Raw genomic sequence first — 12284 nt, forward strand, 5'->3', positions numbered from 1 at the left:
ATAATATTTCGCTGTAGAAGGAAGAGATTCAGTCGTAATCGAAAGTTGGTAATTCTTCCTCAACAGCTTCAAGAGCTTCAAGCTCATCCTCTACCGGTAAATTATCGTCTTTGGGAACAGGATCGGCAAAATCACCTTTTTCCACTTTTAATTCGGGAGTTTCCGGGTCTAGAGGGGGAACAGAGTTACCGTTCTGCATCTGTTCATTTCTGTATATATCATATACAAAAGCCAGAATCAGATAACGGGACTGTTCATCCGGCTCTTCTGCCTGAATATGCAATACAGAGAGATTCTTCTTATTATCAAAATCGATAGTGCGTACAATTCCTCTGAGGATGGCAATTCTACCGAAGAGATCCATCTGCAGTTTGCAGCACATATTAACTTTTCCTTTACCGCCGATAAGAATGGCGGCACCGTCTTCTGAAACATCCTGTACGACACAGCGCAGTCCCGGCTGTCCCTCGGGGAGCTGAGTTGAAGCCTTTAAACTCTTTAGAGGATAGAGCTGGGCAGGGAGTTTGCAGCTGGTTCTGACAGAACGTCTTTTCTGACTTCTCAGCACTACATCCGAATGGGACATGCGGAGGGTCTTAAATTCTCTATCAGGATATCCTTCCATTATGCGTGACTGAAAAAAATATCCTGCATCCTCTCGTCTCCAGAAATATACATTCAGAGTTCTGTCCCTCCAGCTGAATCCCACAGGAACGGGGGGGCCTTTAGGGTAGGTTACAAGAATATAATTACGGTTATTTTCCAGAACAGAGCATTCGAAGATACCAAGGACATCCACCTTGAGTTTAACAATCTGATTAATGGAGATATCAGCAGTGGATTCAATACCCCTGTTGTATCTGGGTTTCTTGAATTCTACATTTTTTCTGTATGAATAGAGTTTTTTAAGGAGATATTCCAGATAATCCTTTTCATCCGGATCACTCTCAGTTTCTATCTGTTTATGAATCCCCGCCAGAGACTTATCAAGAACATCTATGGACCAGAACAGAGAAGAGGGTTTCTGATGTTTATTCACAACGGCGACTTTTCTTAAAAGGCCGATCTCTTTAAAACTGAATCCTGCATCTTTTCCCATGGAATAGAACTCGACCCAGTCCACCTTGGCCAGACCTTTTCTGACAGCCAGGAGCAGCGGAATACTTGAGACGATTATAAAGATGGTTAACACGGTGTAAAGAATGCTCATATTTCTATATCTCGATTATCGGCATCATGAGCATCATCTTTTACCATTAACAGGTGTTTTCAACTGTAGAAAGATAAAGTAAACTGTTTTCGAAGTGAAAAGAGGCTCATTTTGAACAAAATCAGTATAAGTATACCCTCAATTCCAGAAAAGGCCGAATTCCCTGTCATTTTTCTGATCATTTTTCTTCCTGCCTATCTTAACCAGGGATCTCTGCCGGCCGGACTCTTTGACAATCCTGTTTATCATCTGATGACAATCCTGCAGTCTCTGCTGATTCTAAGCCTCCTGTTCTACCTGATGCGAAAGACTCCACCCCAAACCGGAGAAAGCCCTTCCGCCATGGCCGAAGAAATAAAAATAACCCATAGCCTGATAACCCTGGGAGGACTGATACTCCTTTACTCCCTCTACTCTTTTATTCTGACAATGCTTCAGAGGGCCGGTTATTCAAAGCCTGAGGAGGCAGTATTGCTTAGCAGAGGCATCATGCTGATTCCCAGCCTGCTGACCTGCCTGGCAGCAGCGTCCATGGAAGAGTTTTTTTTCAGAGGATATGCTTTTTTCAGGGTTCGTCAGGGCGGCAGCGCCCCTGTCAAAGCCCTGATATTTATAAGCCTGCTCTTTGCGGCGGGACATATTTATGAAGGTCTGCCGGCTGCTTTCTTTGCTCTCATTTCCGGAATATTCCTGGGACTGATGATACTTAGAGGATTTTCTCTGTTTTCTCTGTCCGCAGCTCATGGTATATTTAATTTCCTGATGATCCTTCTGTCATACTTGAAACAGAGCGAACTTTTTTAAACCGATTTTTCCATTATTAAAGGGAGTGTTCATGAAAAAAACTGCAATACTGCTGGTAATACTCCAGTTATTCATCCTTGGTGGAAACAGTCTCTTTGCAGAAGGCGGGATAGGGCGGCTGAAGGCTCTGGGCTTCTCCTTTCCCAAATCAGAGATGACCCCGCCTCCCCTTACAGCATATCTGAATGAAGAAATCGTAGAACTGACAAATCAGAAAAGGGTTACGATTCTCTACTTCTGGTCCAGTGTCATCCCTCCCAGCATGACCGACCTGACCCTGCTGAACAAAATAAACGATGAATTTGAAGAGGGTGAGATCCTTATAGCTCCGATCAATCTGAATGAAGACAGGCCGCAGGCTTACAAAGCGGCCGCAGAGGCGGGATTAGACCTGGATATCTACTTGTATCCTGATCCTGCAAATCTGAAGGCCTATATCCTGAAATCAGTTCCAGCAGCTTATATCCTGGATAAAAATGGATTTCTCGCGGCCTCCCGTCAGGGAAATACGCCCTGGGATCATCCCGACATCATCCGCAGTCTAAAGGAACTGGCTGCATCCGGACCATGAAAATATTTACTTCCGATGCCTCAGGAGAATTTGTCTCCAGACCAAACCGCTTTATAGTGATGGTAAAACTTCCCGGAGGGATTGTCCGTGCCCACTGTCCCAATCCGGGTAGACTTATTGAACTCATGAATCCCGGACGCAGTATGACACTGGAAAAGAGCAGAATTCCCGGAAGAAAAACAGACTGGACCCTGGTGGCCGCCGAATATAACGGAGCCACAGTTCCTCTCTACTCGGCAAAGGCAAACGCAGTTGCCGGAGAATTGATTATCCCCCGCTTATTTCCCGATGCCAGGGAGATAAAAGCCGAGTACAGCTGGGGGAAATCCCGCTTTGACTGGCACTTTTTCAATGGAGATAAAGAGGTATTCCTGGAAGTAAAAGCCTGTACCCTTATAGAAGAGAATATCGCAATGTTCCCCGATGCCCCCTCAATCAGAGCCTCAAGGCATATAGAGGAGCTCTCTGAGATAGGAGAGGATAAAAACAGAGAAACCCATGTTGTCTTTGTAATCATGAATCCCGACACAGAACTCTTCATCCCCAATATGCATACGGATCCCGACTTTGCCCTGACCCTTTCCCGTTGCAGGAACAGGGTTCAGTATCATGGAGTCAGCGCCTCCTGCACAGAAGATGGAGAGCTCAGCATTTCCAGACTGGATGTACCTATACAAACAGATAAAGCCGGGGCTGTTGAAAAAGACAGCGGTGTTTATATGATTCTTCTCAAACTGAATGACTGCAGTATTTCTGTGGGAGCTCTGGGAGAGATGGAATTCAAACAGGGATGGTATATCTATGCCGGATCTGCAATGAAGAATCTTAAATCAAGAGTTAAACGTCATTTGGCTAAAAGGAAGAGGAAGCACTGGCATATAGATTATCTGGCGGAGGCTTCGGAAAAGACAAAAGCCTTTCCGATCTATACTCTCAGAGATTTGGAATGTACGATGGCCGGAGATCTGTCGGCTATTGCGGATGATGAAATACAGGGATTCGGCTGCTCCGACTGCAACTGCCCTTCCCACCTCTTCTACTTCAAGGATGATCCTCTGCAGAACAGAAAGTATCTGAATCTTCTGTTCCGATACAGGCATAAACTGGCCTTCGCCTGAGGGGCCCTGAATAAGGAGCTGTATCAGTTTTCCTTAAGAGCCATGCGTCCCGTATAGTCGCTTCTCTGAAAAAGAGGAGCATCCCGGTCGTTCATAAAATACTCATCCACTGCCTGACGGGCACCGCTGAAATGACCATAGTCGTCAATAATCAGAACACCGCCTTTTTCAAGTACCGGATACAGAACCTCCAGCTCTTTCTTAGTAGAGGCATACCAGTCGGTATCGAGGCGCAACAGGGCTGTCTTTTCGGGAATATTTTCATCAAGGGTCATACAGACATCACCGGCTACAATCCGGAACCTGTCCATGGGATATCCGGTCTTTGCAAGATTACTGCGCACCAGCTCTGTTCCTGCGGCCCACCAGCCCTCTTCCCAGCGCTCTGAGACTGCCTGTCCCGATGAAGCAATCTTATCTTCATCCCCCGGAACAGTCATACCGCTGTAGGTATCGTACATCCAGATATTCCGCTTCTCAGCACCCAGCTGCATCAGACTCAGAGCCATCAGCATGCAGGTACCACCCTGCCAGACACCGCATTCTACAAAATCACCGGGAATACCGCGGCGTACAATATGCCTGATCCCCGAATAAACAGCATAGCCCCTCTCCATGGATATCATGGTATGGGGGGCTGCTTCTTTCCATATGTCCTTAAAGGAATCTTCTATATCAATTCTATGGGTTGCCGGAGATTCACATCCCCAGCCCCGGCTGCGCAGAATGGCAGCCCTTTCTTCATCTTTATTTTCTATCATGGGGCCTCAGGAAATTATTCAGGGTTTGTACAGAAATAGATCTGTGTATCCGGAATCCCGGAAGCGGTAGGAAAGAACACCTGTTTCATCACGCGTAAGGGGTCCAATAAGCAGTTTATAAAGGGACAACCCATTCTTCTGTTCTGTCCAGACAATCATGGGATAACGGGCTTCAATCGCCTCGATCTCACTGTAAATACTTTCAGCAGTACTGTAGGCACCAAGCTGAATATAGGAGGAGCCGTTATTTAGCTGACTGACAATATAATCTTCCAGAGTCTCCCGGTCTACAAGAACGGGAACAATCTCATCGCTCTCCTCTTTACTGACTATGGGCTGCGTGGGAGGTCTGAAATCTGAAGGGGTCAGAAAGTAGATGACATTATCACCTGCCGGCAGGATAGTATCACTCAACTCCTCCACAGCACTCAGATCCAGTGTTTCTTCGGGTGCCCCTGCAAGAGTTTCGGGAGATAGTACGGGAATGTCTTCCTCTACTGGAGCAAAAGCAGGCACATCGTCACTCTCTTCCATGGCTGCGACAGGAATGACCTCTTCCAAAATAATATCTTCATGTATTTCCGCCTCGGGGCTGCCTCTGTCCACTCTCAGATTATCTCCGGGGATAGGAACGGGAACAGGCTCATCATAAGAGAGACCGGGAGCCGTTGTAAAATCTTCTCCGGCTTCGGGAATGGCCTCTTCAGGAACTGTTTTATCGGAAACTACGGTCTCCAGGACCTCTTCATCAGGAACTGTCACTCCAGGATTTATATCAGGGTCAACACTTTTAAACTCATCATATTCACTTCTGATGCCGCTTTCGGCAACCTGCACCTGGACAGAAATCACCTGACCGGAGGAAAGAGAGAGAGCCTTGCCCGCATCTTCACTGAGAACCAGAAAAACACCCGGACGAGGTGCTCTTTTAACAATCGTAACTTCCACGGTCTTATTATTCTGCGGATTTGTTACAAGGATCACCGTATTTCTGGTAAAAGAACTTGAGGCTCCCGCCAGGGGTACATCATCTACAAAGTTAACAAACTCTGAAGCATCCACCGCAGCATCCCCCGACCAGGTAGGCTGAGCCGTAAGAGGTGCTGTAATTCCTGAAAATATCAGGAGAGATAATAAAACTCTTTGAAGAAGTGAATTTCCCATGTTGAAGCGTTTAAACATTTTACTCTCCTCGATTACCATAGTTCTCCCACCAGCATTTCACACAGACGGGTTCCCAGAACCGTATATAGTTCTTCATGATTTTGATATAGATTCTCATAATCTGAAACTGATATCTGTGATTCTTCCAGAATCGTCATATCTGAAATCTTTATAAGTCGTCCCTTCAGTCCGGATTCATCAAGTTTCCAGTCAATGGCAAAGTCAGAATCTGTCTTTACAGACATTTTTTTGATTCCTTCCAGATCCATATCTGTATTATCGGAAAAGACAATACAGCCTCTGTTAAACAGAACATCCATGATTCCCGCTTCTGCGGACTGACTACTCTGTTTTACTTCCTCCTCTGAATTTTCTCCAGGAGACGGAGAGTGTACAAGAACGGTCCGGGCCGAAACCGGAACCAGAATCAATGCGGAAAAAATACATATCAATACAGTTTTTTTAAAAGAACTTGTTTTCATTTATAACTCCCGGTGTCCAAAAGTCACCTCGATTTTTCATATTATCGGCGGATTAAAAAAGAAAAGGAAGTGTTTTTTCAAATGGTATATTAACGAATGTAGGGGACTGTGTTATTCTAATTTCCGTGAGCAACAAAAAAGGGAACAGAATCTTCATCATCGGAGCCGGTTTTGCCGGTGAAAACATAGCGCTGGAAATAAGCAACAAGAACCATACAGGTGAAGTTGTGGCCTTTCTGGATGATGATCCGAAAAAAATCGGTACAAAAATAAGAAATATACCAGTTCTCGGTCCTATAAAGGAATTCGCAGGAATACTGCGGACGACTCCTGCTGATGAGGCTATCATAGCCATCCCCACGGCCGACAGAAAAGAATTGAGCATAATCTACCGCATCCTCAGTAAAGCTGAATTCAACAGAATCAGGATTCTTCCGAATATTTCACAGATAGTTAACGGCCATGCCCACCTTATTCAGGCCAGGGATATTAACCCGGAAGACCTTTTAAGCCGTAATCCGGTAGTGATTGATCTCGTAGAAAGCCTCTCCTATCTAAGGGGAAAAAGAGTTCTGATTACAGGAGCCGGCGGAAGTATCGGAAGCGAGCTCTCCCGTCAGCTTCTTTCAGGTGGAGCCGAACGTCTCTACCTTTTGGGTCATGGCGAAAACAGTATCTACAGAATCAACAAAGAACTGAGACTGCTGCAGGAAGGGGGGGTTGGAGAAAAAGCAACGGTCGTCCCTGTGATTGGAGACCTTCAGGATGCGGAATTCACAAATTTTATCCTGAAACGCCTTAAGGCTGATGTTATTTTTCACTGTGCCGCTCACAAACATGTTCCTATGATGGAACACAACCCTGTAGAAGCGGTCAGAAATAATGTATTCGGTACCTACAATCTTTTAAAAGCAGCAGAAGCAGCGGGAACAGAAAAACTGGTTCTCATATCTACAGACAAAGCGGTTAATCCCTCCTGTATCTACGGAGTCACAAAAAGGATTGCCGAAATGCTGGTTCTTGAAGAACGCAAAAAAGGGCAGGACTTTATGGTGGTCCGCTTTGGCAATGTACTTGGATCAAGGGGCAGCATAATTCCCCTGTTCAAGGAACAGATTCTCGCTGGCGGTCCCCTCACAGTGACCCACCCGGAAACAACACGTTACTTTATGACAATACCCGAAGCATCTTCCCTGGTACTCAAAGCAGGGGGTGTGGGTGAGAATCGCGGACTCTATGTCCTTGATATGGGAGAACCCCTCAAGATTCTGGAGCTGGCTAAACAGATGATCCACTTCTATGGATTCAAAGAAGAGGATATTCCCATCTCCTATATCGGGATGAGACCGGGAGAAAAGGTGAGTGAAAGACTGTGGAGCGATGGAGAAGAGCCGTCTCAGACTGAATACGCCCGTATTTTCAAGGTTAAATCTGAACCACTCCCTATTCCCCTAACTCAGCTGATAGGCGAAGTTGCACCGGTCTGTTTCAGAACAGACAGCAATACGGACAACTCCCTTTACAGAAATAGAAAAGCACTCAGATCTGTTCTGAAAAAATACTTTCCAGGAATGAGGATACCCGATGATGAACCTGAGTACTGAGACAATTCCCTTTGCACGCCCTTCTCTGGGTAAAGAGGAGGAGGATGCAGTTCTCAGAGTCATGAGAAGCGGCTGGCTCACCACAGGTGCCGAGGCTCTTGCATTCGAAAAGGAATTTGAGACCTATACGGGAGCCACCCATGCACTGGCAGTCAACTCAGCCACCGCAGGACTGCATCTTGTACTTGAAGCACTGGGTCTGAAACCCGGAGATAAAGTACTGGTTCCCACCTATACCTTTACAGCCTCTGCCGAAGTGATCCGCTACTGCGGAGCTGATCCTGTTTTTGTTGATCCTGCAGAAGGCAGCATGAATATGGACCCCGCAGAATGTGAAAAAATAATCAGGGCTCTCCAGAAAGAGGGTTCAGCCATAAAAGGGATCATGGCCGTTCATATAGCCGGAGACCCTGAATTTCTTGAAGAGCTCTGGACCTTGAGCCGAAAATACAATCTCTTTCTGATAGAAGATGCGGCCCACTGTTTCCCTGTGAATTCCGAAAGAGGGATGATAGGGACCTGGACCGATGCGGCTGTCTACTCGTTCTACGCCAATAAGACAATTACAACAGGTGAAGGCGGAATGGTCGTCACAGGCAGTGAAAAGATAAGAGATCGAGTCAACGTCATGAGACTCCATGGAATCAACAAAGCTGTGTGGGCAAGGTATACAGAAACAGGAGCCCCCTGGGAATATGATGTCATAGCCCCGGGTTTCAAATACAATATGAGCGATATGGCAGCAGCCATCGGAAGAGTACAGCTCAGACGTGCTGTGGAATTTCTTAATAAGAGAAAAGAGGCGGCACAGACTTATCTGAATATCCTGGGTAATTCAGAAGTATCGGAGCTGCTGGACCTTCCCCGCTGGAAAGAAGATCATGCCTGGCATCTTTTTATAATTACCCTGAAACTTGAAAAACTCAACATCAGCCGGAATGATTTTATCCGGATGCTCAATGAAAGGGGAGTAGGAACATCGGTACACTTCAAACCCCTCCATATGATGAGCTACTATAAAAAATACTATTCACTGAAGGAAGAAGACTATCCGCTCTCTTCAGAGTTGTACCGGAGAGTTGTCAGCCTGCCTCTTTTTCCCGATATGAGCAGAGAACAGATTCAGAGAGTCTGTGAAACAGTCATTGATCTGCTTAAGGCCGGAATGAGTTAATGAGTGAAGATAAATTCAGGAACAGGCTTGCCGGACAGGTCCGTTTCCCCGAAGATATCTCCTCAAAAAAAATGGTTTATGCCCTTCAGCTCAGAGCTCAGAAGGCTCCGGGAATACTGAAAGAGATAAACCTTCCCCGCCTTCCTTCGCATATAAATTTTTTTAAAGCCGAAGATATCCCCGGAAAAAACATCCTCCCCTACCCTGATGAAGAGATTCCCCTCCTGGTGGAGGATGAAATTCTTTATAAAGGTCAGGCTGTCGGCTTACTGACCGGCCCGGACCCGGATGAGCTTTTTAAAATAAGACAGCAGATCGAAATTGTCATCAGCCCTACTCCGAAATTCCCGCCCTATCAGATGCGGGATCGCCGGGCATGTCCGGCGGAAAAAAGAATCCAGAAAGGCTCCACTCTCAGGGGCCTTGAAAAAGCTGATTCCATACTGCAAGGCAGTTTTACCCTGACCATACCTGAAGTTCCCGTCTATCCCAGACAGGGAGTCTACTGCAGCAAGGAGGGAGGAACCTATGTTCTCCATCTTCACAGCCAGTGGCCCTCATTGCTCAGGAAGCTCTGTGCTCAGGCAGCCGGCATCAGCAGAAAACAGGTTGAAATGCATTTCAATCCCGCAGGAAGAACATGGGACTCCCATATATGGCAGTCAATCCCCACAGCGGCACTGGCTGTCTGTGCTACAAGTATACTCCGACAACCGGTCAAACTTATTTCGGAAAACGAAGAGCGGTATAAAAAAGAGATCCGCTACAGCTATACCGCCGGCATAGATTCCGGCGGCCGCCTGACAGCTCTTGAGGCCGAAATCCATCTGAATGCCGGAGCCTACGGTTGTTTCTCATCAGAAGTTGTCACACGGCTCTGTCTTGGAGCAGCGGGTCTTTATCAGTGCCGTCATATGGATATTAAAGTTAAGAGTTTTAAAAGCAATACTCCCCCCTGGCTGCCCCTGAGTACCTGGGGACTGGCTCAGGGAGCCTTCGGTATAGAGATGCTGGCCAATTATATTGCGGTTGAAAGCGGACATGATCCTGCCATCTGGCGCTGTCAGAACCTCTCTTCCAAGGGGAATTTGAACACAACAATGGGAAAGATTCGCCAGACTCCGCCTCTTGCCGATATGATCAAATCACTTACTGAAGCCTCGGATTACACCAGAAAACATGCCGTTTCAAGACAGATCCGGACTAATAAAACCATCCTCGAAATAACACCCTCGGGATTCACCGGCATAGGGATGGCCGCCAGCCGTCAGGGTTATGAGTTTCTCAGCAGAGACAAACTTCTTACGGCAGCGTCTGTATCCGCGACTCTGCAGATAGAGGGAAACCTTGATGTACAGCTAGGAACAGTCCCCGCTTCTCCGGGAATCCTGGCCATCTGGAAGAAAAATATTTCAAGCGCCCTCAGTATTGAAGAAGACCAGATCAATCTGATTCAGGATCGTCCCGATGAACACAGCTTTAACGGTCCGGCCTGTCTGTCCCGGAATGTCATTGTATTTACCCGGCTCATAGATCAATGCTGCTCCATAATTCAGAAAAAACGTTTCCGTGAGGGACTTCCCATTACTGAAACTAGATCATATAGAAGACGTACCGCAAATGAATGGAATGAAAAGGAGATGATAGGCCATCCCTTCTCAAACCCATCCTGGGGTTGTGCGGTTGTGGAAGTATCATTATATACGGCTACAAAAGAGATCATGATTCCCAGGATCTGGCTGAGCATACACTGTGGAACCTTGCTTGATCCTCCGGCAGCCCGCTCCTTTGTAGAGGCCGAAGTGCGCCTGGCACTGACTCAGTGCATGGAGAAACAGGCAATCAAACCGAGTCTCTTCCCGGAACTCCACCTTCAATTTGAAGAGGACAGTAAAAAAACGACCCCTCCGGGCGGCCTCGAAGGTCTGGCTCTGGGAACCATACCCCCCGCCTTTATTCAGGCAGTTTCCCAGGCATCGGGAATATCCATTACAGGTCTGCCGGTAAACTCAGCATCCCTGCTGTCAGGAGGCCTTTAATGCTGATTCCTTTTACATTAAATTCAAAAGAGGTCAGTGTAGATGTACCGGCCTATTTCAATCTTTCCGACGTACTGAGAGATGAGTTCGGCCTGAACGGGCTGAGAAATGCATGCGGCAAGGGATACTGCGGCCTCTGTTCGGTGGTTCTGGATGGAAAACTTGTCTATTCCTGCCTTATTCCTGTTTTTCAGATAAGAAACAGGGAAGTCATGACCATCGAAGGCTATGCAGAGACCGAAGAATTTGAAGATGTATACAGAGGGTTCAAGCAGGAAGGGGTTCATCTCTGTGATTTCTGTGCCCCCACAAGAACCCTTACAACAGGAATTCTTCTGGACCGCTACAAACGCCCCGATGAAAGACAGCTCCAGGAGATTCTTACCACGGTAAACTGCAGCTGCACACCCTATGAAACCCTGAAATCCGGGATTTTGACAGCAGCAAGATTCAGACAACGGAGGCTCAAGTGAAAGAACACACAGCCTTTCATGTCCATATCCCCCAGAATATGACTGTTCTCCTGAATCTCTTTAACAAAGCACCGGGCTCGGTGATTATGGCGGGAGGTACACATCTGATGAATCATACCTTCAAGCCCGGATCGGAACATCACAGTATCCTGGCCATAAATCAGCTGGATGAACTGAAGAAAGTAACAAGGACAGATCGTTATACCGAATTGGGAAGCTGTGTGACCATCAATGAGATGATTGATTCCCAGAGAGGCCAATCTTCGAAGCTGCTTATGGAGACTCTGCAGCATATGGGCCCCCATCCAATCAGAAATGTATCCACAATAGGCGGTAACCTCTGTATTTCCGACAGAAGAATGGATCTTTATCCCGTGCTCCTGCTGCTGGATTCCAGACTGGAACTGAGACATGTCAAAAGGAGACTGAACGGGCGGGCCTCCTATAAGTCAAAATGGATTCATATCAATACTTTTATATCTGCCGACGGGAGCCTGAACCTGGGTGAAGGAGAGCTGTTAAGCCGTATCCGCATACCCTTTTACGACGGCCGCGTCCACTTCCATCGGAAGGTGAATATTAAGGGAAACGATTTTTTCACCATCAATGCCCTGGCCTCCATGGATAAGGGTGTTCTCTCGGATATAAGGGTTGCCTTTACAAACGGCGGTCTTTTTATGATGCGCAGCAGAGATATGGAGGCCAATCTTATGGGCCGCCGCTTCCCCATGGGTCATAAGGATCTGGATGATATTATGGCGGATCTTTACAAGTACTATAAAAAGCCGGAAAACCCCTACGAAGAATATCTGATGAACAGTCTTTTTCGTCAACTTCTTGAATCTCTGGCTGATCCGTCAGAATCCGGAGAAATGCAGTTCTAA

12 protein-coding genes are annotated in these 12284 nt (G+C 46.7%); 8 read left to right on the forward strand and 4 right to left on the reverse strand.

The window, feature by feature from the left end; translation table 11 throughout:
* Positions 1 to 28: 28 nt before the first annotated feature.
* Positions 29 to 1210 carry a PilZ domain-containing protein gene (locus tag DV872_RS08660; protein ID WP_114629516.1) on the reverse strand — a complete coding sequence of 394 codons (1182 nt, stop codon included), beginning with the start codon at positions 1208 to 1210 and terminating at the stop codon, positions 29 to 31.
* 111 nt (positions 1211 to 1321) lie between these two features.
* Here DV872_RS08660 and DV872_RS08665 point away from each other — a divergent pair, with 111 nt between their 5' ends.
* The 3 genes from DV872_RS08665 to sfsA are packed head-to-tail and all read left to right on the forward strand — an operon-like array spanning position 1322 to position 3703.
* Positions 1322 to 2014 (forward strand): CPBP family intramembrane glutamic endopeptidase, encoded by a 693-nt coding sequence (locus DV872_RS08665; protein ID WP_114629518.1) that lies wholly within the window; start codon positions 1322 to 1324, stop codon positions 2012 to 2014.
* 31 nt (positions 2015 to 2045) lie between these two features.
* Positions 2046 to 2585, forward strand: coding sequence for a TlpA disulfide reductase family protein (locus tag DV872_RS08670; protein ID WP_114629520.1), 540 nt, complete (start codon positions 2046 to 2048; stop codon positions 2583 to 2585).
* Positions 2582 to 3703, forward strand: a complete 1122-nt coding sequence (gene sfsA / locus DV872_RS08675; RefSeq protein ID WP_114629522.1) for a DNA/RNA nuclease SfsA — start codon at positions 2582 to 2584, stop codon at positions 3701 to 3703. Before DV872_RS08670 ends, sfsA begins: the two co-directional genes overlap by 4 nt.
* Positions 3704 to 3726: 23 nt before the next feature.
* Here sfsA and DV872_RS08680 read toward each other — a convergent pair whose 3' ends face one another.
* The 3 genes from DV872_RS08680 to DV872_RS08690 are packed head-to-tail and all read right to left on the reverse strand — an operon-like array spanning position 3727 to position 6110.
* On the reverse strand, positions 3727 to 4464 hold the full coding sequence (locus DV872_RS08680; protein ID WP_114629524.1) for a TylF/MycF/NovP-related O-methyltransferase: 738 nt from the start codon (positions 4462 to 4464) through the stop codon (positions 3727 to 3729).
* Between the two features lie 18 nt (positions 4465 to 4482).
* A complete protein-coding gene (locus tag DV872_RS08685) occupies positions 4483 to 5646 on the reverse strand; it encodes a hypothetical protein (protein WP_114629526.1) in 1164 nt (387 codons plus the stop codon).
* Between the two features lie 14 nt (positions 5647 to 5660).
* Positions 5661 to 6110 (reverse strand): hypothetical protein, encoded by a 450-nt coding sequence (locus tag DV872_RS08690; protein ID WP_114629528.1) that lies wholly within the window; start codon positions 6108 to 6110, stop codon positions 5661 to 5663.
* A 125-nt stretch (positions 6111 to 6235) separates the two neighbouring features.
* Here DV872_RS08690 and DV872_RS08695 point away from each other — a divergent pair, with 125 nt between their 5' ends.
* Genes DV872_RS08695 through DV872_RS08715 form a run of 5 tightly spaced genes read left to right on the forward strand, consistent with a single transcriptional unit; the run spans position 6236 to position 12284 of the window.
* Positions 6236 to 7714 carry a nucleoside-diphosphate sugar epimerase/dehydratase gene (locus tag DV872_RS08695; RefSeq protein WP_114629529.1) on the forward strand — a complete coding sequence of 493 codons (1479 nt, stop codon included), beginning with the start codon at positions 6236 to 6238 and terminating at the stop codon, positions 7712 to 7714.
* Positions 7698 to 8888, forward strand: a complete 1191-nt coding sequence (locus DV872_RS08700; protein WP_171832079.1) for a DegT/DnrJ/EryC1/StrS aminotransferase family protein — start codon at positions 7698 to 7700, stop codon at positions 8886 to 8888. The genes DV872_RS08695 and DV872_RS08700 overlap by 17 nt, the downstream gene beginning before the upstream one ends.
* Positions 8888 to 10927, forward strand: coding sequence for a xanthine dehydrogenase family protein (locus DV872_RS08705; protein WP_114629533.1), 2040 nt, complete (start codon positions 8888 to 8890; stop codon positions 10925 to 10927). Before DV872_RS08700 ends, DV872_RS08705 begins: the two co-directional genes overlap by 1 nt.
* Entirely contained in the window at positions 10927 to 11400 is a 474-nt protein-coding gene (locus DV872_RS08710) for a (2Fe-2S)-binding protein (RefSeq protein ID WP_114629535.1), read from the forward strand. Before DV872_RS08705 ends, DV872_RS08710 begins: the two co-directional genes overlap by 1 nt.
* Positions 11397 to 12284, forward strand: coding sequence for a xanthine dehydrogenase family protein subunit M (locus DV872_RS08715; RefSeq protein WP_114629537.1), 888 nt, complete (start codon positions 11397 to 11399; stop codon positions 12282 to 12284). The genes DV872_RS08710 and DV872_RS08715 overlap by 4 nt, the downstream gene beginning before the upstream one ends.

This window comes from Oceanispirochaeta sp. M1, assembly GCF_003346715.1.
Classification (GTDB): domain Bacteria; phylum Spirochaetota; class Spirochaetia; order DSM-2461; family DSM-2461; genus Oceanispirochaeta.

Bases quoted from the DNA above. Each gene is read 5' to 3' on its own strand.
- DV872_RS08705 (WP_114629533.1), top strand. From the start codon at position 8,888: ATGAGTGAAGATAAATTCAGGAACAGGCTTGCCGGACAGGTCCGTTTC.
- DV872_RS08660 (WP_114629516.1), bottom strand. From the start codon at position 1,210: ATGAGCATTCTTTACACCGTGTTAACCATCTTTATAATCGTCTCAAGT.
- DV872_RS08680 (WP_114629524.1), bottom strand. From the start codon at position 4,464: ATGATAGAAAATAAAGATGAAGAAAGGGCTGCCATTCTGCGCAGCCGG.
- DV872_RS08700 (WP_171832079.1), top strand. From the start codon at position 7,698: ATGAACCTGAGTACTGAGACAATTCCCTTTGCACGCCCTTCTCTGGGT.
- sfsA (WP_114629522.1), top strand. From the start codon at position 2,582: ATGAAAATATTTACTTCCGATGCCTCAGGAGAATTTGTCTCCAGACCA.
- DV872_RS08690 (WP_114629528.1), bottom strand. From the start codon at position 6,110: ATGAAAACAAGTTCTTTTAAAAAAACTGTATTGATATGTATTTTTTCC.
- DV872_RS08670 (WP_114629520.1), top strand. From the start codon at position 2,046: ATGAAAAAAACTGCAATACTGCTGGTAATACTCCAGTTATTCATCCTT.
- DV872_RS08685 (WP_114629526.1), bottom strand. From the start codon at position 5,646: ATGTTTAAACGCTTCAACATGGGAAATTCACTTCTTCAAAGAGTTTTA.
- DV872_RS08710 (WP_114629535.1), top strand. From the start codon at position 10,927: ATGCTGATTCCTTTTACATTAAATTCAAAAGAGGTCAGTGTAGATGTA.